Annotated in this window: 16 protein-coding genes; 11 read left to right on the forward strand and 5 right to left on the reverse strand. The window is 71.3% G+C overall.

Annotation, left to right across the window (positions count from 1 at the left end):
• The 3 genes from NOD94_RS21295 to NOD94_RS21305 form a co-directional block, all read left to right on the forward strand.
• The coding region (locus NOD94_RS21295) for a protein phosphatase 2C domain-containing protein (protein ID WP_281207611.1) at window positions 1-945 on the forward strand (945 nt) is incomplete at its 5' end.
• A 66-nt stretch (window positions 946-1011) separates the two neighbouring features.
• On the forward strand, window positions 1012-2754 hold the full coding sequence (locus NOD94_RS21300) for a pyruvate dehydrogenase (protein ID WP_281207612.1): 1743 nt from the start codon (window positions 1012-1014) through the stop codon (window positions 2752-2754).
• Between the two features lie 132 nt (window positions 2755-2886).
• Window positions 2887-3327 carry an ATP-binding protein gene (locus NOD94_RS21305; RefSeq protein WP_281207613.1) on the forward strand — a complete coding sequence of 147 codons (441 nt, stop codon included), beginning with the start codon at window positions 2887-2889 and terminating at the stop codon, window positions 3325-3327.
• Between the two features lie 143 nt (window positions 3328-3470).
• Here NOD94_RS21305 and NOD94_RS21310 read toward each other — a convergent pair whose 3' ends face one another.
• Window positions 3471-4529, reverse strand: a complete 1059-nt coding sequence (locus tag NOD94_RS21310) for a DUF2637 domain-containing protein (RefSeq protein ID WP_281207614.1) — start codon at window positions 4527-4529, stop codon at window positions 3471-3473.
• 192 nt (window positions 4530-4721) lie between these two features.
• A complete protein-coding gene (locus tag NOD94_RS21315) occupies window positions 4722-5588 on the reverse strand; it encodes a (2Fe-2S)-binding protein (RefSeq protein ID WP_281207615.1) in 867 nt (288 codons plus the stop codon).
• A gap of 194 nt (window positions 5589-5782) precedes the next feature.
• Here NOD94_RS21315 and NOD94_RS21320 point away from each other — a divergent pair, with 194 nt between their 5' ends.
• A complete protein-coding gene (locus tag NOD94_RS21320; protein WP_281207616.1) occupies window positions 5783-6484 on the forward strand; it encodes a GntR family transcriptional regulator in 702 nt (233 codons plus the stop codon).
• Between the two features lie 185 nt (window positions 6485-6669).
• Here NOD94_RS21320 and NOD94_RS21325 read toward each other — a convergent pair whose 3' ends face one another.
• Window positions 6670-7428: a hypothetical protein gene (locus tag NOD94_RS21325; RefSeq protein ID WP_281207641.1), complete on the reverse strand. Its 759-nt coding sequence runs from the start codon at window positions 7426-7428 to the stop codon at window positions 6670-6672.
• A 204-nt stretch (window positions 7429-7632) separates the two neighbouring features.
• On the reverse strand, window positions 7633-9312 hold the full coding sequence (locus tag NOD94_RS21330) for a PucR family transcriptional regulator (protein WP_281207617.1): 1680 nt from the start codon (window positions 9310-9312) through the stop codon (window positions 7633-7635).
• 254 nt (window positions 9313-9566) lie between these two features.
• Between NOD94_RS21330 and NOD94_RS21335 the strand changes: the two genes are divergently transcribed.
• The 7 genes from NOD94_RS21335 to NOD94_RS21365 all read left to right on the forward strand — a co-directional run bounded on the left by NOD94_RS21335 (window position 9567) and on the right by NOD94_RS21365 (window position 19365).
• A complete protein-coding gene (locus NOD94_RS21335) occupies window positions 9567-10460 on the forward strand; it encodes a xanthine dehydrogenase family protein subunit M (RefSeq protein WP_281207618.1) in 894 nt (297 codons plus the stop codon).
• Between the two features lie 2 nt (window positions 10461-10462).
• The gene (locus tag NOD94_RS21340) at window positions 10463-11068 is read left to right on the forward strand and encodes a (2Fe-2S)-binding protein (RefSeq protein ID WP_281207619.1); all 606 of its coding nucleotides are present in this window, start codon (window positions 10463-10465) and stop codon (window positions 11066-11068) included.
• A gap of 2 nt (window positions 11069-11070) precedes the next feature.
• Complete coding sequence (locus NOD94_RS21345; protein ID WP_281207620.1) at window positions 11071-13476, forward strand: molybdopterin cofactor-binding domain-containing protein; 2406 nt, start codon at window positions 11071-11073, stop codon at window positions 13474-13476.
• Window positions 13477-13796: 320 nt separating this feature from the next.
• Window positions 13797-15260, forward strand: a complete 1464-nt coding sequence (locus NOD94_RS21350) for an NCS2 family permease (RefSeq protein WP_281207621.1) — start codon at window positions 13797-13799, stop codon at window positions 15258-15260.
• Between the two features lie 116 nt (window positions 15261-15376).
• Complete coding sequence (locus NOD94_RS21355) at window positions 15377-16540, forward strand: XdhC/CoxI family protein (protein WP_281207622.1); 1164 nt, start codon at window positions 15377-15379, stop codon at window positions 16538-16540.
• A 150-nt stretch (window positions 16541-16690) separates the two neighbouring features.
• The gene (locus tag NOD94_RS21360) at window positions 16691-17989 is read left to right on the forward strand and encodes a YncE family protein (RefSeq protein ID WP_281207623.1); all 1299 of its coding nucleotides are present in this window, start codon (window positions 16691-16693) and stop codon (window positions 17987-17989) included.
• 140 nt (window positions 17990-18129) lie between these two features.
• Entirely contained in the window at window positions 18130-19365 is a 1236-nt protein-coding gene (locus tag NOD94_RS21365; RefSeq protein WP_281207624.1) for a GNAT family N-acetyltransferase, read from the forward strand.
• An 81-nt stretch (window positions 19366-19446) separates the two neighbouring features.
• Here NOD94_RS21365 and NOD94_RS21370 read toward each other — a convergent pair whose 3' ends face one another.
• On the reverse strand, window positions 19447-21663 hold the full coding sequence (locus NOD94_RS21370; protein ID WP_281207625.1) for a germacradienol/geosmin synthase: 2217 nt from the start codon (window positions 21661-21663) through the stop codon (window positions 19447-19449).
• Window positions 21664-21848 lie beyond the last annotated feature (185 nt).

Here is a 21848-nt window from a genome sequence, read left to right on the forward strand (position 1 = left end):
GCCGCGGCCCCGCCCGGCAGGCCGCCCGTGCGGGGGCCCGAGCGGCCCACGGTCAGTCACCTCGGGGACCGGGCTCCGACCTACGCCGCCGAACCGGGGGCGCTGCCCGCGGCCGACCCCGCGGCGCTGGACGACCTGACCCCCGACACGGTCCTGGAAGGGGCCCGCTACGGCACCTACACCCTGCGCGCCGCCTCGGTGCGCGGGGACTCCGCCCGCTACCGGGGCGAGGCGCGCCGGGACTGCCTGCTCACGGCCCGCTTCGGCAGCGGTGACGACGCCCTGGTGCTGGTGGTCCTGGCCGGCGGGGACCGGGCGGCCCCCGGCGCCGGCGAGGCCGCGGCCGAGCTGTGCCACACGGTCGCCGCGGCCGTCGGGCGCAGCAGGGAGCGGCTGGCCGACGACATCCGGGCGGGCCGGCGCGAGGCCCTGCGCTCGGGCCTCCAACGGCTCACCGACCGGGGCTACGGACGGCTCCGCGCCCGCGCCGCCGAGCTCGGGCTCCCCGAGGACGCCCGCACCGCCGGGCTGCGCGGCCTCCTGCTGCCCCTGGATCCGCGGTGTCCCCACCGGGTGTGCTTCGGCGCGGGCCCGGGCGGGGTCTTCCGCCTGAGGGCGGGCGAGTGGCAGGACCTGGAGCCCGGCACGGGGTCGCCCCCCGCCCCGGGGGCCGCCCCGACCGCCCCCGACCCCGAACCCGGTACGGGGACCGGCACCGGCGGCTTCCGGTTCCGGGCCTCCGTGGCCCGCCCCGGCGACACGCTCCTGCTGTGCTCAGGCGGCCTGGCCGAGCCCATGCGGGAGGAGGCGCTCCTTCCGTCGGAGCTCGCGGCCCGCTGGTCGCAGGGCGAGCCGCCCGGCCTCGCCGCGTTCCTCGCCGACACCCAGCTCCGCCTCAAGGGGTACGCCGCCGACCGGACGGCCGCCGCGGTCTGGGAGGCGTAACGGCGCGGAACGTGCGTGGATGGGAGGCGCACCCGGCAGTGCCGAACCGGAAAGGGCGCCCCTTCCATGGCCAAGCAGAACGTGGCGGAGCAGTTCGTGGACATCCTCGTGCGCGCGGGCGTGCGGCGGATGTACGGAGTCGTCGGCGACAGCCTCAACCCTGTCGTCGACGCCATCCGCCGGACCGGTGACATCGAGTGGATCCAGGTCCGGCACGAGGAGACGGCCGCCTTCGCGGCGGGCGCCGAGGCGCAGATCACGGGCAGGCTCGCCGCCTGCGCCGGCTCCTGCGGCCCCGGCAACCTGCACCTGATCAACGGGCTGTACGACGCCCAGCGTTCCATGGCGCCCGTCCTCGCGCTGGCCTCGCACATCCCGTCCAGCGAGATCGGCCTCGGCTACTTCCAGGAGACCCATCCCGACCAGCTCTTCCGTGAGTGCAGCCACTACAGCGAACTGATCTCGAACCCGCGGCAGATGCCCCGGCTGTTGCAGACCGCCGTGCAGCACGCCATCGGCCGCAGCGGCGTGAGCGTCGTCGCGCTGCCCGGTGACATCGCCTCCCAGCCGGCGCCCGAGAAGGCGGTGGAGCACGCGCTGGTGACCGCGCGGCCCACCGTTCGGCCCGGTGACGGGGAGATCGAGAAGCTGGTCCGGCTCGTCGACGAGGCCGACCGGGTCACCCTCTTCTGCGGCAGCGGCACCGCCGGCGCGCACGCCGAGGTGATGGAGTTCGCGGGCCGGGTCAAGGCCCCGATCGGGCACGCCCTGCGCGGCAAGGAGTGGATCCAGTACGACAACCCGTACGACGTCGGCATGAGCGGGCTGCTCGGCTACGGCGCCGCGTACGAGGCCACGCACGAGTGCGACCTGCTGATCCTGTTGGGCACGGACTTCCCGTACAACGCCTTCCTCCCCGACGACGTGAAGATCGTCCAGGTGGACATCCGCCCCGAACACCTTGGCCGGCGATCACAGTTGGACCTCGCCGTCTGGGGAGACGTACGGGAGACGCTGCGCGCGCTGAACACCCGGGTCAAGGCCAAGACGGACCGTCGTTTCCTGGACCGGATGTTGAAGAAGCACGCGGACGCCCTGGAGGGGGTGGTGAAGGCCTACACGCGCAAGGTGGAGAAGCACACGCCGATCCATCCCGAGTACGTGGCGTCGGTTCTCGATGAACTGGCCGATGATGACGCGGTGTTCACCGTCGACACCGGCATGTGCAACGTGTGGGCCGCGCGCTATCTTTCCCCGAACGGTAAGCGGCGCATCATCGGCTCGTTCAGCCACGGTTCCATGGCCAACGCACTTCCCCAGGCCATCGGGGCGCAGTTCACCGACCGGAACCGTCAAGTGGTCTCGATGTCGGGCGATGGTGGGTTCTCGATGCTGATGGGAGATTTCCTCACCCTGGTGCAGTACGACCTGCCCGTCAAAGTGGTCCTCTTCAACAACTCTTCGCTCGGAATGGTCGAGTTGGAGATGCTGGTTTCCGGCCTGCCCTCGTACGGAACCACGAACCGGAACCCGGACTTCGCCGCCATCGCCCGCGCGGCGGGCGCCTTCGGGGTCCGCGTCGAGAAGCCCAAGCAGCTCACAGGGGCTCTCAAGGACGCGTTCCGGCACAAGGGGCCCGCTCTGGTGGACGTGGTGACCGACCCCAACGCCCTGTCGATTCCACCGAGGATCAGCGCCGAGATGGTGACCGGTTTCGCACTATCCGCCAGCAAGATCGTGCTGGACGGCGGGGTGGGCCGGATGATCCAAATGGCTCGATCCAACCTCCGCAACGTTCCGCGCCCGTAACTCCGCAGGAGTGCGAATTGCCCCGGGGGGCATGCATTCCGTAGACCAGTTCGAGCAGTGTGGATGCGGGGGAGGTACATCGCCGTGCGGGTGGGGGCGAATACCGGAAAGCTGTGGAAGAGGGGCCGGCCGGTGCCGCGCGAACCGTCCGTCGGGGGCGGCGGCAGCACGACGGACGTGGTGCGGATCAGGCGGAGCGTGGAGCGGGCGGACCTGAAGGCCGTGGGTGAGGTCCGACGGGCGCTGCGGGAACTGCTGCGCCACCGGTGCCGGACCGACGCCGCCGATGTCGCGGAGTTGCTGATCACCGAACTCGTGACGAACGCACTCGTCCACACCGAGCACGGCGCGGAGGTGTCCGCGAGCCTGGCCGCCGCCACGCTGCGGGTCGAGGTCCGCGACTACACGGCCCGCCGCCCCCGCCCGTACGTACCGTCCGCCGACGACGGTACGCACGGCCGGGGGCTGGTGTTGGTGCAGGCGCTGGCCGACGACTGGGGGGTGGACCCCGCCGCGCTGGGGCGCGGCAAGGTGGTCTGGTTCGAGCTGCGCGCCGGCCAGGGCGTGTTGTGAGTCTCGCCCGGCCCGCGACGCCCGGCCCGCGACGCCCCGCACCGCGCCTCGCCGCGTTGTCGCCCGGAACGCGGCGGCGGGGCGGTTGCCCCCGGGGAACCCCGGGCGGCAGCCGCCCCGCCGTGTCGTACGAACGGTCCGGATCAGCCGAACTGTTGCTCCAGGTCCTTCAGTTTGCGCTCCAGTGAGTCGAGCCGGGGAATGGTCTGGGTGTCGTCCTCGGCGGTGAGGTCGACCGTCCGGGCGCCGGACGGATCAAGGGGTTCGGTTCCGTTGACGGCCTGCAGGGAGGGCCGGCGGCGCAGGGGCAGCTGTCCCGCTTCCGATATGGCCGGCTCCGCGCCGACCGGCGCGGAGCCCGTTCCGGGGTTGAGCCCCGGCATGTCGACCTGTCGGGCACGGGCCCGGCCGAACGCCCGGTTCTGCCGGCCGAGGGCCTTGATGTGGGCCCGGTCCAGGCGGTGTTGCTCCCGCCTGCGGTGACGGTCCTGTTCCTTCTCCTTCTTGTCCTCGCGCACCTCGTCCACGGCCTCGTCGAGGGTGCGGACCCCTTCCAGCAGCATGAGCGACCACGCGCCGAAGGTCTCGCGCGGGGCCCGCAGCCAGCGGACCATCCGGATCTGCGGCAACGGCCTCGGGATCAGGCCCTGTTCGCGCAGCGCGGCCCGGCGCGTCTGCTTGAGGGCCCGGTCGAAGAGCACGGCCGCCGACAGCGACATACCCGCGAAGAACTGCGGGGCGCCGTCGTGTCCGAGGCCGCGGGGCGCGTGCACCCAGTTGAACCAGGCTGCGGCGCCCGCGAACATCCAGACCAACAGGCGGGACCCGAGGGCCGCGTCGCCGTGGCTGGCCTCGCGCACGGCCAGGACCGAACAGAACATCGCGGCGCCGTCGAGGCCGAAGGGGACCAGGTACTCCCAGCCGCCGGACAGGTTCAGGTTCTGTCGGCCGAAGCCGACGAGTCCGTGGAAGGAGAGCGCCGCGGCCACCGCCGCACAGCAGAAGAGCAGGACGTACGAGGCGGTCCCGTAGACGGCTTCCTTGCGCCGTCGCCGTTCCTCGCTGCGTTCCCAGCTGTCCTCGGCCGCGGCCTTCTCGCCCTCCCGCTTGCCCCGGGCCAGTACCGCCACTGCCGCAAGTACGCCCAGGATCAACAGGCTGCCGGGCAGCAGCCAGTCCAGCGATATGTCGGTCAGTCTCATGCGGATGTCCCTTGCCTCGCGTATGCGGCTTTCCGGGCGCCATAGTGACGCAGCCGGTCCGTGGTGCACGCGGGTTTCGGGGCAAGTGGACGCCATCGGGGGGCGGGGCCCGTCGGATAGGGTGTTGTGGCTCGAACTGGCGCTCGTGTGAACGGGGTTGAGTTCGAATCCGCTTCATCCCTGCGGGTGGGTTCAGTCGGCGGCGGCCTCCGCCACGAGCCGGGCGACGCGGTCCGCGTCGCAGGTGCGCGGACAGGTCGTACAGGTGTCCTCCGGGCGGATCGTGTAGAAGAAGCAGCAGCCGGCCCGGTCCCGGGTCGACAGTTCCTGGCCCTCGGGGCCGCGCAGGGTGCGGAAGCTCGCCCCGCCCGTGTACGGGGCGGTCGAGCCGGGCAGCAGCAGTTCCAACTCCCGCATCGCCCGCCGCTCCTCGCCCAGCAGCTGTCCGAGGTACCACAGGCTCTCGACGAGGTCGTCGGTCGCCATCGCCCACAAGGCCCGCCGGCCGCGCCGCGTCCGCGGGCCGAAACCTTCCAGCAGCGGGGTGAGGTGCTGGGACACCGCTGCCCGCACCTCGCTCCGCAGTGACTCCTCGTCGGGCACGACACGGGCCCCGGGGAGGGCGGCCGCCGGATCGTCCGGCAGGCACGCGAAGGTTTCGACCCGTACGGACATCTGTCCGCGGGTCCGGTGGTACGCCACCCGGGACACCGGCAGCCGGGGTACCCGGCGGTCCAGGAACCAGGGGACCGTGATCAGCAGGACGGCGGGCCAGGCGTACCGGTGCAGTCCGAACCCGGCCACCACGTCGGGCCGGCCCGGGGTGCCGTAGTCGCGCAGCACCTGGGCGTGGTCCCAGGCGAGGAAGGCGTCGACCGCCTCCCCGCCCGCCGCGAGCTCGTCCGCGCCGACCCATCCCACACCGCGAGGGAGGGGTTCGTGCGCGTCGTGCTCCGTGATCCGCAGCCCGGGGTATGCGGCCGTCAGGCGCTCGTACGCGTCCGCCACCGGAGAGCCGGCCGGGGCGGGTGCGGGCGGGAGCAGGACGTCAACAGCCAAGCCGGTCATGACGGACCACCGAATCACGCGATCGTTAGAAGGTTAGCCTTACCTTATCTGACCTTTGGGGTGACGCGTCCACCCCCCGCCGCCGGGAATTCCCCCGACCGCGGCGGATTCGGCGCGCCCGGCCCCGTCCACCCCGCTGACCTTCGCCTATTCTCGGAGCCGGTCGAGACCCGGAGGAGGGCCGAATGCACGCTGCGGACCACTCCGCGGCATCGACGAACCCGTCGATTCCCGCACAGAACGCACCGAGCGCACTGAGCGCACCGAAGGTACTGCGCCATTCGGTGCGCGCGCAGGTGCTGGACGCCCTGCGGGCCGCCCTCGTGGAGGGTGAGCTGGCGCCGGGGGAGATCTACTCCGGCCCGGCCCTCGGTGAACGGTTCGGGGTCTCCGCGACCCCCGTGCGGGAGGCGATGCAGCAGCTCGCCCTGGAGGGGGCGGTGGAATGCCTGCCCAACCGCGGGTTCCGGGTCCTGACCCGCACCCCCCGCTCCCTGGCGGAACTGGCCGAGGTCAGGGCCCTGCTGGAGGTCCCGGTGATGCTCCGCCTCGCCCGCACCGTCGCCGTCGAAACCTGGGAATCCCTGCGCTCCCGGGCCCTCGCCACGGCCGAGGCGGCCGCCGCGGGTGACCTGCCCGGCTACGCGGCCGCCGACCGGGCCTTCCACCGGGCCGTGCTCTCCCTCGCGGACAACGCCGAGCTCGTCCGACTCGCCGAGGAACTCCACCGGCGTGCCCAGTGGCCCCTCCCCGGAACCCCCCGCGTCCGCCGCGCCGACCTCGTCGCCGACGCGGCCGAACACTCCGCCCTCCTGGAGGCCCTCATCGCGGGGGACCTCCCGGTGGTGGAGTCACTCGTACGGGAGCACTTCGCCGGCGCCCGCTGAGCCGACAGGCCTGGGGCCTGTCGGCGAACTCCCGTCTGCCTCGCGGCGCCCGGTGCGTGCTCCCGCCGCACCGGGCGGAAGCCCGAGTACGTCCGCTACGCGGGCTTCCGTCCGGCACGCCGGGAGCACGCACCGGCCCCCGCGACGCCGCCCTCCGGGCGACGACGGGAGTTCGCCGACAGGCCCTACGCCGGTGACGGGTGGAGCTGGTCGGCCAGCCAGGTCGGGATGCCGCCCAACAGGTGGAACAGGCGACGCGCCTCCGCGCGCAGCCGGGCGGCCTCGGGCTCGGGCTCGGCCTCGGCCAGGGCCGCCAGCGCCGGCGCGGTGCCGACCAGGAACCCCAGCTCCTCCCGGATCCGCAGGGACTCCGTGAAGCCCTTGCGGGCCTCCGCGACCTCCCCGTCCCGCAGGGCGAGCGCGGCCAGGTGCCGCCAGGTGAAGGACAGCAGCAGGGTGTCCCCGTGGGTCACCGCACCGGCGTGGGCACGCCGGTAGGCCGGCAGGGCCGCCTGCGGGGACTCCGAGAGGTGCTCCGCGACCAGCCCCCGCCGGAAGTCCAGCAGCGGCCTGGTCCGGGACCCCGGGGACAGCAGGGCCGCCGAGCGGCCGAGGGCCGAACGGGCCTCGTCGGCCCGGTCGCGGACCCCGAGCACGGTCGCGGCATAGGCCAGCTGGCCCCGTTCGCACGCGGCCGCGCCCCGCTCGTCGTCGTCCCGGGCCACGGCCTCCGCCACCCGCAGCGCGTCCTCCGCCTCGGCCCACCCCTGGCCGGTGAACAGGCACCGCTCCACCAGGAGCGCCGTCCGCTGCACCGCGGCGCCCGCGTTGTGCGCGTGGGGCGTCAGGAGGGCCGCCGCGTCGGTCCAACAGCCGCGCGAGCGCAGCCGCCATATCGCTCGCTGGAGGGGGTCGTCGCCCCCCGTTGATCCCGCACCGGACATGGCGGTATCCGCCACATTGCCCTCCCCGAAGCAACCAAGCAGCACGTCTTTGAGCCCTGGGGCGAAATGAGAGCACGGATCGGCTGCATCGGCCAAGGGGTCGGGTGAACTCTTTCACAAAGTCCGGACGACGTGTCAGGGGCCCCCGACCGTACGGCCGTCCCCGCGCACCGCCCCGGGGAGGTGGGGCGGTGCGGTCTTTCCTCAGCTCATCCGCAGTGCGAGGAAGAAGTCGAGCTTGTCCTCCAGCCGGGACAGGTCCCGCGCCGTCAGCTGCTCGATTCGCCCGACCCGGTAGCGCAGCGTGTTGACGTGGAGGTGCAGTCGGGTCGCGCAGCGGGTCCAGGAGCCGTCGCAGTCCAGGAACGCCTCCAGGGTCGGGATGAGCTCCGCCCGGTGGCGCCGGTCGTAGTCGCGCAGAGGGTCCAGCAGGCGGGCCGTGAAGGCCCTGCGGACGTCGTCCGGGACGAACGGCAGCAGCAGGACGTGCGAGGCCAGCTCGTGGTGGCCGGCCGCGCAGACCCGGCCCGGACGGGCGGCGGCGACCCGGCGGGCGTGCCGGGCCTCCTCCAGTGCCCCGCGCAGCCCCTCGGCGGAGTGCACGGCGGCGCTGACGCCGAGGGTGAGCCGTCCGTCGTCGGCCAGGCCGGCCGCCAGGGGCTCCCGTACGGAGGCCAGGAGCACGTCGGCGTGCAGGGCGGAATCGGGTCCGCCCTTGTCCTCGCCGGGCTCCCCGGGGAGCGAGGGCAGCGGCACCAGCGCGATGGCCTCGTCACCCGCATGGGCCACCGCGATCCGGTCGGACGGCTCGGGCCCCGCGATCGACGGGTCGACCAGGATCTCCTCCAGCAGCGACTGGGCGACCGGCCCGCCGGGGATGTCCCCGCCGTCCCAGTCCACCCGCGCCACCACGACCTGCCAGTGCGGGGCGCCGCCCAGTCCGGGCAGCAGCACCGGGGCGGCCACCCGCAGGCGGGCCGCGATCTCGGCGGGCGCGGCGCCCGTCTGGACCAGCTCCAGCACCTCCTGGGCCAGCCGGCGGCGCACCGTACGGGCCGCGTCGCGGCGGTCCCGCTCGACCGCGATCAGCTGGGTGACGCCCTGGAGCAGGTCCAGCCGCTCGGCGGGCCAGTCGCCCGCGTCCGCCTCGACGGCCAGCAGCCAGTCCGACAGCACGCTCTCGCGCACGTCACGGGCCGCGGGGCCCGGGCCCCGGCCGTGTCCCCTGATCGGGAACAGCGAGTAGGTAATACCCTGGATGGACATCCGGTGCGGGCCCCTGCGGCCGGTCCGGACCGCCGCGAGGTGTTCGCTCGCCAGCGTCGCGCAGACGCCCGGAGCCAGCGGCTCGCCGGCGCCGGCGATCTGCCGGCCCGTGGGCGAGAGCACCCAGGCCCGCAGATCGAGGTCCGTGGTGAGCAGATCCAGCACCACATCGGGTCCCCCTCCTGCCGGACCCGATGTCATGAGCCGCCGGTGGCGGTCCACGACCGCCGCGAGGTCGCCCGCGCGCTCGCCGGAGACCTGCCGCACCACGTATTCCGTGATGGTGGCGAATGCAACGTCCTCGTTCACGGCGAACAGCGGTAGCCGGTTGCGCCGACAGGCTGAAACCAGATCGTCGGGGATGTCGCCCAGTTCGGCCTCGCCGGCCGCGAGGCCCGCGACGCCCGCGCTCGCGAGGATTCGTACGAACGGCTCGGAATCGGCTGAATTTCTTCGCCATGCCAGGCCGGTGAGCACGAGTTCTCCTCCCGACAGGTACCGGCTGGGGTCCCGTAGGTCGGTCGTCATGACCCCGCGGACCGTCCGGTCGAGTTCGTCCTCGCCGCCCAGCAGCCGCAGCCCCAGCGCCTCGGTTTCCAGCAGTGCGCGCAGCCGCATGATGTCGCCGCCGATCTGTCTCGAATGTTGCCGTTGGAAATCGGGCAGGTCGTCGCATCCTGCCTTTCATACGAATCTACAAGACGAGGGAGGCCCCCAGCCAACTCCTTCATGGTTTCGGTGACTGCACCCGGGGGACGCGTGGCTTGTGTACTGACTCCACACCGCATTAACAGCACGTGAACGACCAGTCGAGGGCCCTTCGGCCTCCTGGCTTGAAGTGAACGACACGATGAAGAAGAAGAGAGCCGCACATGGACTTCCTTCGCCCCGCCAGCTGGGAGGAGGCGCTCGCCGCTAAGGCCGAGTACCCCACAGCTGTGCCGATTGCGGGTGGCACCGACATCATGGTCGAGATCAATTTCGACCACCGCCGTCCGGAGTACCTCCTCGACCTCAACCGCATCGGTCTGCTGCGGGAGTGGGAGGTAGGCGAGGAGGTCACCAAGCTGGGCGCCTCCGTCCCGTACACCCAGATCATGGAGAACCTGCGCGGCACGCTGCCGGGTCTCGCGCTCGCCTCGCACACGGTCGCGTCCCCGCAGATCCGCAACCGCGGCGGTGTCGGCGGCAACCTCGGTTGCGCCTCGCCGGCCGGTGACTCCCACCCCGCCCTCCTCGCGGCAGGCGCGGAGGTCGAGGTCGAGTCGGTCCGCGGCGCGCGACTGATCCCGATCGACGAGTTCTACACGGGCGTCAAGCGCAACGCGCTGGCCCCCGACGAGCTCATCAAGACGGTCCACATCAAGAACGCCTCCGGTCCGCAGCAGTACTCGAAGGTCGGCTCCCGCAACGCGATGGTCATCGCGGTGTGCGCCTTTGGTCTGGCGCTGCACCCCGACTCCCGCACGGTCCGCACCGGCATCGGGTCGGCCGCGCCGACCCCGATCCGGGCGAAGGCCGCCGAGGAGTTCCTGAACGCCGCGCTCGAAGAGGGCGGCTTCTGGGAGTCGGGCAAGGTCATCACGCCGTCGATCGCCAAGCAGTTCGGTGACCTCGCCTCCGGCGCGGCCAACCCGATCGACGACGTCCGCGGCACGGCGAAGTACCGCCGCCACGCGGTAGGCATCATGGCTCGCCGCCAGCTCGTCTGGACGTGGGAGCAGTACCGCGGCACCAACGGCCGCTCGCTCGAAGGGGCTGCGTAACCATGCGCGTCAATTTCACTGTCAACGGTCGTCAGCAGGAAGCCGACGACGTGTGGGAGGGCGAGTCCCTCCTCTACGTCCTGCGCGAGCGCATGGGCCTGCCGGGCTCGAAGAACGCTTGCGAGCAGGGTGAGTGCGGTTCGTGCACCGTCCGACTGGACGGCGTGCCGGTCTGTTCCTGTCTGGTGGCCGCCGGCCAGGTCGAGGGTCGCGACGTCGTGACCGTCGAGGGCCTGGCGGACTTCGCCAAGCAGCGCGAGGAGCACGGCCACGGCGGTGCCTGCGGCACCGGCGGCGGCTGCGGAAGCAAGGGCGTGACCACCGACGAGGCGAAGCGCTGGGCTGCCAAGCCCGGTGACTCCCAGACCGGTGAGGGCATCGAGCTCTCCAACATCCAGCAGGCGTTCATCGACGCCGGCGCCGTCCAGTGCGGTTTCTGCACCCCCGGTCTGCTCGTCCAGGCGGACGCGCTGCTGGAGGAGAACTCCGACCCGTCCGACCAGGACATCCGTGAGGCCCTGTCCGGCAACCTCTGCCGCTGCACGGGCTACGAGAAGATCCTCGACGCGGTCCGCCTCGCGGCCGCCCGTCAGGGAGAGGCGGTCTGACCATGGCTCAGAACACCCGCACCGTGCCCGCCGGTACGCCGACGAACGTCACCCAGAAGCACAACAAGGGCGGCATCGGCGAGTCCATCCTCCGTCCGGACGGCACCCTCAAGGTCACCGGCGAGTTCGCCTACTCCTCGGACATGTGGCACGAGGACATGCTGTGGGGCCAGACCCTGCGCAGCACCGTCGCCCACGCCGAGATCGTCTCCATCGACATCTCCGAGGCGCTGGCCATGCCGGGCGTCTACTCGGTGCTGACGTACGACGACCTGCCGGCCGAGATGAAGAACTACGGCCTGGAGATCCAGGACACCCCGGTTCTCGCCAACGGCCGAGTACGTCACCACGGTGAGCCGGTCGCCCTCGTGGCCGCCGACCACCCGGAGACCGCCCGCCGCGCGGCCGCCAAGATCAAGATCGACTACCGTGAGCTGCCGCTCGTCACGGACGAGGCCTCCGCCCTCGCCGAGGGCGCGCCGCTGATCCACGAGGGCCGCGACGACCACCACATCGGTCACGTCCCGCACCCGAACATCGTGCACCGCCAGCCGATCATCCGCGGCAACGTGGAAGAGGCCCGCAAGCGCGCCGACGTCATCGTCGAGGGCGAGTACACGTTCGGCATGCAGGACCAGGCCTTCCTCGGCCCGGAGTCCGGTCTGGCCGTGCCGTCCGAGGACGGCGGCGTCGAGCTGTACGTCGCCACCCAGTGGCTGCACTCGGACCTCCAGCAGATCGCCCCGGTCCTCGGCCTGCCGCCGGAGAAGGTCCGCATGACGCTCTCGGGCGTCGGCGGTGCCTTCGGTGGCCGCGAGGACATCTCGATGCAGATCCACGCCTGCCTCCTGGCCCTGGCCACGAACAAGCCGGTCAAGATCGTCTACAACCGCTTCGAGTCGTTCTTCGGCCACGTGCACCGCCACCCGGCGAAGCTCTACTACGAGCACGGCGCCACCAAGGACGGCAAGCTCACCCACATGAAGTGCAAGATCGTCCTGGACGGTGGCGCGTACGCGTCCGCCTCCCCGGCGGTCGTGGGCAACGCCTCCTCCCTCTCGGTCGGTCCGTACGTCCTGGAGGACGTGGACATCGAGGCGATCGCGCTCTACACGAACAACCCGCCGTGTGGCGCGATGCGCGGCTTCGGCGCCGTCCAGGCCTGCTTCGCCTACGAGGCCCAGATGGACAAGCTCGCGGAGAAGCTGGGCATGGACCCGGTCGAGTTCCGCCAGCTCAACGCCATGGAGATGGGCACGGTCATGCCGACCGGCCAGGTCGTGGACGCCCCGGCGCCCGTTGCCGAGCTGCTGCGCCGGGTCAAGGCCCGCCCGCTGCCGCCCGAGCGTCAGTGGGAGTCGGCCGGCGAGGGCGCGGACGTCCGCGCGCTGCCCGGCGGCCTGTCCAACACCACCCACGGTGAGGGCGTCGTCCGCGGCGTCGGCTACGCGGTCGGCATCAAGAACGTCGGCTTCTCCGAGGGCTTCGACGACTACTCCACCGCCCGCGTGCGCCTGGAGGTCATCAACGGCGAGCCCGTCGCGATGGTCCACACGGCCATGGCGGAGGTCGGCCAGGGCGGCATCACCGTCCACACGCAGATCGCCCGTACCGAGCTGGGCGTCACGCAGGTGACGATCCACCCGGCCGACACGCAGGTCGGCTCCGCCGGTTCCACGTCCGCCTCCCGGCAGACGTACATGACCGGTGGCGCCGTGAAGAACACCTGTGAGGCGGTCCGCGAGGCCCTGCTGGAGATCGGCCGTCGCAAGAACGGCTCGTACCACCCGGCGTGGGCCACGGCCGAGCTGCTGCTCGAAGGCGGAAAGGTCGTCACCGACGGCGGCGAGGTCCTCGCGGACATCGCCGACATCCTGGAGGGCGAGGACGCGATCGACCTCGAACTCGAATTCCGTCACGCGGCGACCGAGCCCTTCGACCTGGTCACCGGCCAGGGCAACGGGCACGTCCAGTACACCTTCGCCGCGCACCGCGCGGTCGTCGAGGTGGACACCGAGCTGGGCCTGGTCAAGGTCGTCGAGCTGGCGACCGCCCAGGACGTCGGCAAGGCGCTGAACATGCTCTCCGTGGTCGGCCAGATCCAGGGTGGTACCACCCAGGGCCTGGGCGTCGCGATCATGGAAGAGATCATCGTGGACCCGAAGACCGCGAAGGTGCGCAACCCCTCCTTCACGGACTACCTGATCCCGACCATCCTCGACACCCCGACCATCCCGGTCGACGTCCTGGAGCTCGCCGACCCGAAGGCCCCGTACGGCCTGCGCGGCATGGGCGAGGCCCCGACCCTCTCGTCCACCCCGGCCGTCATCGCGGCGATCCGGCAGGCGACCGGTCTGGAGATCAACAAGACGCCGATCCGTCCGGAAGCCCTCACCGGCACCCTCTAGGACGGCGTGGTCCGGGGGCTCCGGCCCCCGGACCCACTCCCCAAGATTTCCGGGCGGTGTGACAGGGAACGTCACACTTTCGGCCACACCGCCCGGAGCACGAAGTACCGCACCGCTCGCGGTCCTCGCACCTGGCAGTACCCCTGCAGAAACCCCCACGTAGTACCAGCGGTCACCCCCGCACTACCCGCAGTAAACGCAGTGAACATTCGCGTCGCCTCGGGCCGTCACCCCGGGTCGTGCAGCCAAACGCAGTTTCCCAAATCCCGTGTCTCCAATCTTTATGCGGGTGCCCCTTTGAACCTTGGGAGTTAGGCACCATGACCCAGTCATCAGTGGAGCCCAAGACCACCGCGGAGGAGGCCGGCGACGGCACTCTGAACCCCGCGGGCCGTTCTTGGCTCGACCGGTATTTCCATATAACGCACAGAGGATCCAACGTCGGCAACGAGGTTCGTGGCGGTATCACGACCTTCATGGCCATGGCGTACATCCTGCTGCTCAACCCGCTGATCCTTTCCGGCAAGGACGTCGCCGGAAACACCATGGCCCCGGCAGCGCTGATCACGGCAACCGCGTTCGCGGCCGCCCTGACCACGCTCCTCATGGGCTTCGTCGGCAAGGTGCCGCTCGCACTCGCCGCCGGTCTCTCCGTCTCCGGTGTGCTCGCCTCGCAGGTGGCACCGCAGATGACCTGGCCGCAGGCCATGGGCATGTGCGTGATGTACGGCGTCGTGATCTGTCTCCTGGTCGTCACCGGCCTCCGAGAGATGATCATGAACGCGATCCCCCTCGCGCTCAAGCACGCCATCACCATGGGCATCGGCCTCTTCGTGGCCCTCATCGGCCTCGTGAAGGCCGGCTTCGTGGGCCGCGGTCCCGAGTTCGGCGCCCCGCTCCAGCTCGGTGCGGTCGGTGAGCTCGCCGGCTGGCCCGTCCTGCTCTTCTGCATCACCCTGATCGCCATCTTCATGCTCCAGGCCCGCAAGGTCCCCGGCGCGATCCTGATCGGCATCGTCGGCGGCACCATCCTGGCCGTGATCCTGAACCTCATCGTCGACATCGACCCGAAGGCCTGGAAGAACGGCCCGCCGGAGCTCTCGGGCTCCGCGGTCTCGATGCCCGACTTCTCGCTGTTCGGCGAGGTCTCCTTCGGCGGCTGGGGCGACGTCGGCGTCATGACGATCGGCATGATCGTCTTCACCCTGGTGCTCGCCGGCTTCTTCGACGCGATGGCCACCATCATCGGCGTCGGCACCGAGGCCAAGCTGGCGGACGACAAGGGCCGCATGCCGGGCCTGTCCAAGGCCCTGTTCATCGACGGCGCCGGTGGCGCCATCGGTGGTGTCGCGGGCGGCTCCGGCCAGACCGTGTTCGTCGAGTCCGCCACCGGCGTCGGTGAGGGTGCCCGCACGGGTCTCGCCTCCGTCGTCACCGGCCTCTTCTTCGCCGCCTGCCTCTTCTTCACCCCGATCACCCAGGTGGTCCCCGGTGAGGTCGCCTCCGCGGCCCTGGTCGTCATCGGCGCGATGATGATGCAGAACGCCCGCCACGTGGACTGGGCCGACAGCGCGACCGCGATCCCGGTCTTCCTGACCGTCGTGATCATGCCGTTCACCTACCAGATCACCGCCGGTGTCGCGGCCGGTGTCATCTCCTACGTGGCCATCAAGGTCGCGCAGGGCAAGGCCCGCGAGATCGGCGCCTTCATGTGGGTCCTGACGGGCATCTTCCTGGTGTTCTTCGCCCTCAACCCGATCGAGGGCTGGCTCGGGGTCCACTGACCCGAGCCGGAGCACCGGCCGATCGGGTCGATCAGGTCGATCAGGTCCGATCGGTCGAAGTACCGCACCCTCCACGTACTCGATACTGGAAACGAACCCCTCCGAGGAGGCCGCACATGCTGGACATCGCCGAAGAACTCAACCGGTGGGTCGAGCAGGGACGTGACTTCGCCGTCGCCACGGTCGTGGCGGTCGGCGGGAGCGCACCCCGGCAGCCCGGTGCCGCGCTCGCCGTCGACGGCGAGGGCACCGCGATCGGTTCGGTTTCCGGTGGATGTGTGGAGGGTGCGGTCTACGAGCTGTGCCAGCAGGCGCTGGAGGACGGCGAGACCGTCCAGGAGCGCTTCGGCTACAGCGACGACGATGCCTTCGCCGTGGGTCTGACCTGTGGCGGAATCATCGACATCCTGGTCACCCCGGTCCCCGTGGGCTCGCCCCTGCGCCCGGTACTGGCGGCCGCGCTGGCCGCCGCCGCCCGCGGCGAGGCCGCCGCGGTGGCCCGGATCGCCGAAGGCCCGGCCGAGCTCATGGGCCGCGCCGTCACCGTCCGCGCCGACGGGTCCTACGAGGGCGGCTTCGGGGGACACCCCGAACTGGACCGCACACTCGCCGAGGAGGCCCGCGCCATGCTGGACGCCGGGAAGACCGGCGTACTGGAGATAGGCGCCGACGGCCGGCTCTGCGGAGAGCCCCTCAAGGTGCTCGTCGAGTCCAGCGTGCCGCCCCCGCGGATGATCGTCTTCGGTGCCATCGACTTCGCCTCCGCCCTGGTGCGGATCGGCAAGTTCCTCGGCTACCACGTCACCCTTTGTGACGCCCGGCCCGTGTTCGCCACGAAGAACCGTTTCCCCGAGGCGGACGAGATCGTGGTCGACTGGCCGCACCGCTACCTGGAGGCCCAGGCCGAATCGGGTGCCGTCGACGCCCGCACCGTCCTGTGCGTCCTGACCCACGACGCCAAGTTCGACGTCCCGCTCCTCGAACTGGCCCTCAAGCTTCCCGTCGCCTACGTCGGCGCCATGGGCTCCCGCCGCACCCACGAGGACCGCAACAAGCGGCTCCGCGAGGTCGGCGTGACCGAGCTCGAACTGGCCCGGCTGCGTTCCCCGATCGGCCTGGACCTCGGCGCCCGCTCCCCGGAGGAGACCGCGCTGTCCATCGCCGCCGAGATCGTCGCGAACCGCCGCGGCGGCACCGGGGCGGCGCTCACCGGCGCGCACATCCCGATCCACCACGACACCTCGAACTCCGTGATCGGCAGGATCGGATCCGTCGCTTGAAGCGGTGAGACCCGGCCGGGAGTGAGCGAAGGCCGGAAATGAGCGAAGGGCGCGACCCCATGGGTTGCGCCCTTTTGACGTTCCCCCTATCTTACCGGCCGGTAAGGGGAGGCAACCTCTCCGTCCCTTCGGAACACCGGAGTTGACCGGATGTTACGTACCGAGCGAACCCCGCGAACCCCGCGGCCCCCGCGGGCGCGGCGGCTCCTGCGGACCCTGGCCGTGCCGGCCGCGGCCGCCCTGCTGATCACCCTCGCGCCGGCGTCGGCCGCGACGGCGCCCCCGGCCGCCCCCGGCGACGGCCTGCGCGAGGTGTTCTTCGTCGGGAACAACTGGGAGGGGACCGCCGACGTCCTCGCCTCCACCGGCGACCTCGCCCGGATCGGCCGGATCGACGTGATCCCCGACAAGGCCGACCGGCTGTGGGAGATCCACCTCAACCCGCTGAAGCTCGCCTTCTTCCTCGGTATCCGCGAGAGCGCCGGCGAGGGCCACGACCAGTTCGTCGACGACATGTACACCACCCCGGACGGCTCGGCCGTCGTGGTCTCCCGGCCGAGCTTCGCCGACGTCGTGTCCATCGACGTCCGCTCCGGTCGGATCAACTGGCGCTTCCCCGTGGCCGGGTTCCGATCCGACCACATGGCCGTCTCGCCGGACGGCACCCGCGTCGCGGTCTCCGCCTCCACGGCCAACACCGTTCACGTGTTGGACATCGCCACCGGGCGTCAGGTCGGCTCGTTCAGGACCGGCGACAAGCCGCACGAGAACACCTACACCCGCGACGGCCGCTACCTGTGGAACAGCTCCATCGGCGAGGTGAACACGGCCCTCGACGCGCCCTGGCTGGACTGGACGAAGGGCGACCGGAAGATCACCGTGGTCGACACGCAGACCTTCCGCACCGTCCGCGTCATCGACATGCGCGAACGCCTCGACGCCTTCGGCCGCTCCGACCTCTCCGATTCCGTACGCCCGGTCGCCTTCGGTCCCGACGAGTCGAAGTTCTACTTCCAGGTGTCGTTCTTCAACGGTTTCCTGGAGTACGACGTGCCCACCGACCGGATCACTCGCCTCAAGACCCTCCCGATGAACCCGGACACGAGCGCCGACCGGACCACCTGGGTCAACGACTCCCGCCACCACGGCATGTCCATGAGCCCGGACGGATCCAAGATCTGCATCGCGGGCACGATGGACGACTACGCCACCGTCGTGGACCGCGCCACCCTCGCCGAGGGACCGCTGGTGCCCGCGGCCAAGCCCTACTGGGCCACGGTCGACGGGGACGGCAAGGGCTGCGTGATCTCGGAGAGCGGCGCCGACCGGGTCACGGCCATCGACTTCGCCACCGGCGCCAAGCGGGTGTCCGTGCCCGTCGGCGACCACCCGCAGCGCGTCCGGCTCGGCCACGTCCCGACGGGCTGGACGGGACCGGCGGCACACTGACGGATCAGCGGCGCGGGCGGGGCGCGGCGGGGGCGGTGAGCGACGCGGGTGCCGCGTCGCCGGCGCTGGAATTGGCCATTCCGGCGCATGAGGGCCCTTATGGGGTGACCGGTCCACGATGACCGATTAGTCTCACGATCATGGTGGACATCCGCGAGGTACCCGAGGCCGACATCGACCGCGCCCAGGAGCTCGCCTACCTGGTCTTCCACGACCGCCCCGAACCCGAAGGACGCCGGCGGCACCACGCCCTGCTCACCCGCTGCGCGCGCCTCGGCGCCTACGACGGCGCCGCGCTGGTCGGGTTCATGGCCGCGCACGACTTCCGGCTCTCCGTCCCCGGCGGCGAACTCGACTGCCCCGGGCTCACCTTCGTGTCCGTTGCCCCCACCCACCGCCGCCGGGGCGTCCTGACGGCCCTCATGGACGAACAACTGCGCCGCGCCGCCTCGGCGGGCAGTCCGCTCGTCGCCCTGTGGGCCTCCGAGGCCGCCATCTACGGGCGCTTCGGCTACGGGGCCGCCACCCAGGGCCTCACCATCGAGATCGACTCCGGCCGGCCGCTGGCCCTGCGCATCGCCCCCGACCCCCGCCCGCTGCGCCTCGTGGCGCCGGAGGACGCCCTCGCCGTGATCGGCCCCCGCCACGAGGTCGCCCGTACGGAACGGGCCGGTCGTCCGAGTCGCAGCACGCAGCGCTGGAACGAGGAGTGGCTCTGCGAACAGGACGAGGAGGACGACGAGTTGGGGCCGCCCCGGATCATCGTCCTCGGCGATCCCGGTGAACCCGTCGCGGGATACGTCCTCTTCCGCACGAAGCCTGAGGACGACGCGGCCGGACCGGGCCGGACCCCGGGACTGGTGCGCGTCGACGAACTGGAGGCCGACACACCGGCCGTGGCCGCCGCCCTGTGGGACTGCGTGGCCTCCCTGGACCTGACCGGCCGGGTCCGGGCCTGGGGTCGCCCCGCCGACGACCCGCTCCTGCACTTCGCCGCCGACCGGGACCAGGTCAGGGTCACCGCCCAGTTCCCCGCGCTCTGGCTGCGCCTGGTCGACGTACGGGCGGCCCTGACCGCCAGGGGCTGGGCCGCGCCCGTGGAAGTGGTCCTGGACCTGTCCGACGTGCGCAGGCCCGCGAACGCGGGCCGCTTCCGGCTCAAGGCGGGACCGGCCGGCGCGGCGTGGGAGCCGGCCCGGGCGGACCCCGATCTGACGCTCGACGTACGGGAGTTGGCGGCCTGCTACCTCGGCGGGACCCTGATGACCGAGCTCGTGGCCGCCGGTCTCGTCACCGAACGCACGCCCGGCGCGGCGGCCGCACTGGACGCCGCGCTGCGCACCGACGTACTGCCGCACACGGCGGACGAGTTCTGATCCCGGGCGGGGGCTCCGGGGCGGGGACGGGCGAGCGGTCCGCCCCCGCACCCGGTCGGTGCCGCCGCCCGGCCCGCGGGCTCAGGCGGGCAGCGAGATCCGCGCCGCCGACATGCCGAAGCCGGGCCGCAGGACCCCCGTGGACAGGGCGTCGGCCGGTCGGTGCAGGTCCTCCTGCCGGTAACGACGGCACTTCTCGTGCCAGTTGAGGATCCCCGCCAGCCAGTCCTGGAGCTCGCCGACGTACGCGTCGAGACCGGCCCGGGCGTCGGAGTCCAGCTTCCAGTCCTCGTAGAGCAGCGGCAGCTGGTTCGCCACGATGTGCTGGAACTCCTCGATGCGCTGCGTCATCAGCGAGTGGCAGATCCTCAGGGCCTCGGGGTAGCCGATGTCGAAGAAGTTCTGCGTGACCAGCACGTGGTTGTGGACCTCGCCCTCGACCTCCAGCTCCTTCTGGTAGGAGAAGATGTCGTTGATCATGCAGGCGGCGTCGGCCGCCGCGTTCTCCAGGGACCGGATGGTGCCGCAGGCGTAGATCTCGTCGGGGATGCCCCGGCCCGCCTGCCCCAGCCGGCACAGGTACATCGTCAGGTGGGAGCCGAACGTGCTGCGGCGCATCTCGGCGTAGTCGACGGGGTCCGGGATGCGGTTCTGGATCTGGTTCCCGACCTCCCACACCCAGCTCTCCAGCATGCTCACCAGGGTGGCCCGGAACTCGGTCCGCACCTGCGGGCTCATGCCCGCGCTCGTACGGACCCACAGGTCGGCGAGTGAACGTTCCATCGCGGTGACCGGTGGCGGCTGCTCGCCATGGTCCACGGGGATCATGGAGATGAGGCGGGCGGTGGTCGCCTTGGCCGCCGAGAGGTCCTTCGTCCGGCCGAACACCACCGGGTAGTAGTCGTCCCCGTACGTCCCCCAGGTCAGCCAGCACGCGTTGAGGAGCAACGCCTCGGGCGTGGCGTCGGGGTCGATTCCCGCGGAGCAGAGCGCGAAGTCGAAGCCGCGCATCCGGTCCTCGGTCCAGATCGAGGAGCCGGGGTCGCCGGGCTGCGGGTCGAGCAGCCCCATGTCGCGGGACCATGCGACGGCACCCTCGCGGGCGTGGTCCAGGTGGGGACTGAGGGAGAGCGGGAACGGCATGTACAGGTCCGGGATCACGGAGGGCCCGGTCGACCGGAAGGGCACGTGCGTGAAGGAGCGCCGGCGCAGTTCCATCGAGCGGCGGGTGAAGAGGGAGCCCAGGTCGAGGGCGGTGGTGCCCAGGCCCGAGGGGAGGAAGGGGAGGGTGAGCGGGGCGGTGGGTTTGGCTTCCTTGTTCATGTAGCGGCTGGAGACCATGTGCCACTCGTGGCCGCCGGACTGCCAGTCCTGGAGGCCCTTGGTGTACGCGAGCACGGCGGCGATCTCGGCCGGGTTCATCGCCCGGTCGGCGAAGAGCTGGGGGAGTTCGGTGAGGGCGGTCTGCTCGAACTGGTGCAGGCGGGAGGTGAGCAGGTCGTTGGAGGCTTCGGCGGCCTCCTGGGTGGTGCAGTCGAGGAAGGTCTCCAACACCAGGATCGCGTTGGAGAGTTCGCCCTCGTCGGCGACCTCGCGCTGGTAGGAGAAGATGTCGTTCCTGATGTGCACGGCGTCGGAGAAGGCGTCGCGCAGCACGCCGAGCGGCCGCGAGTGCGCGACGCGCGCCGGGACCTCGGCGGAGACGTACTCGATCAGGCCCGCCGACCAGGGGGCGCCGCCCACCTTGCGGCGCATCTCGATGTATTCGAGGGGGTTCGCCACCCGCCCGATGTTGATGTTGGCGAGTTCCCACATCGACTCGTCGAGGAGGTTCTTCGTCGACAGGGAGAACCGTTCCCGCCAGTCCATCGTCATCGCCGGGACGGTACGGGCCCACAGGTCGGCGAGGCCCGCCTCGACCGGGTTGGTGGGCTCGGGGAACCCGTCGGCCAGGTCCATCGGCATGAAGGCGGCGAGCCGGTCGAGATAGGCCTTGGCGCCGTCGCGGTCCTGGGAGCGCTTGTACATCTCCAGGAAGTGGTCGTCGAAGAAGAAGACCCACACGTACCAGTCGGTGACCAGGGAGAGCGCGGCGGCGTCGCAGTCGGGGTGGGTGTACGAGCAAAGGAGGGCGTAGTCGTGCGAGTCGAGGTCCTTCTCCTCCCACACGCCGGAACCCTCCAACATCCCGAAGGCGCGGGCCCACTTCTTGGTGTGGATCCGGGCGTCCTCCAGGTGTGGGTTCAATCGCGCCGGATAGGGCACGTAGAAATCCGGCAGTTGGAACGGCTGCGTCACGACGGGGTCGGCCTTTCGTCCACGGGTGCGGGGAGCCGGCGTTTCGTCCCCCCGGCACGAGATCAGCAGGGCCCTACCCCTGATGCAGGTGGGATAAGGGGGAGTTCACCGCATCAGGTGACACGAGCTCCTTTGTACGGCGGCGCGACACGGCGGGGGCTAAGGGGGCGTCTCAGGTGGGACGG

The sequence above is a fragment of the Streptomyces sp. Isolate_45 genome, from assembly GCF_024721315.2.
Lineage (GTDB): Bacteria > Actinomycetota > Actinomycetes > Streptomycetales > Streptomycetaceae > Streptomyces.

What these genes read in the sequence shown, in the direction of transcription:
- NOD94_RS21330 (WP_281207617.1), bottom strand. Translation starts at nt 9,312, where the DNA reads ATGCGGCTGCGCGCACTGCTGGAAACCGAGGCGCTGGGGCTGCGGCTG.
- NOD94_RS21310 (WP_281207614.1), bottom strand. Translation starts at nt 4,529, where the DNA reads ATGAGACTGACCGACATATCGCTGGACTGGCTGCTGCCCGGCAGCCTG.
- NOD94_RS21340 (WP_281207619.1), top strand. Translation starts at nt 10,463, where the DNA reads ATGCGCGTCAATTTCACTGTCAACGGTCGTCAGCAGGAAGCCGACGAC.
- NOD94_RS21345 (WP_281207620.1), top strand. Translation starts at nt 11,071, where the DNA reads ATGGCTCAGAACACCCGCACCGTGCCCGCCGGTACGCCGACGAACGTC.
- NOD94_RS21320 (WP_281207616.1), top strand. Translation starts at nt 5,783, where the DNA reads ATGCACGCTGCGGACCACTCCGCGGCATCGACGAACCCGTCGATTCCC.
- NOD94_RS21360 (WP_281207623.1), top strand. Translation starts at nt 16,691, where the DNA reads ATGTTACGTACCGAGCGAACCCCGCGAACCCCGCGGCCCCCGCGGGCG.
- NOD94_RS21365 (WP_281207624.1), top strand. Translation starts at nt 18,130, where the DNA reads ATGGTGGACATCCGCGAGGTACCCGAGGCCGACATCGACCGCGCCCAG.
- NOD94_RS21350 (WP_281207621.1), top strand. Translation starts at nt 13,797, where the DNA reads ATGACCCAGTCATCAGTGGAGCCCAAGACCACCGCGGAGGAGGCCGGC.
- NOD94_RS21300 (WP_281207612.1), top strand. Translation starts at nt 1,012, where the DNA reads ATGGCCAAGCAGAACGTGGCGGAGCAGTTCGTGGACATCCTCGTGCGC.
- NOD94_RS21325 (WP_281207641.1), bottom strand. Translation starts at nt 7,428, where the DNA reads ATGTCCGGTGCGGGATCAACGGGGGGCGACGACCCCCTCCAGCGAGCG.
- NOD94_RS21355 (WP_281207622.1), top strand. Translation starts at nt 15,377, where the DNA reads ATGCTGGACATCGCCGAAGAACTCAACCGGTGGGTCGAGCAGGGACGT.
- NOD94_RS21335 (WP_281207618.1), top strand. Translation starts at nt 9,567, where the DNA reads ATGGACTTCCTTCGCCCCGCCAGCTGGGAGGAGGCGCTCGCCGCTAAG.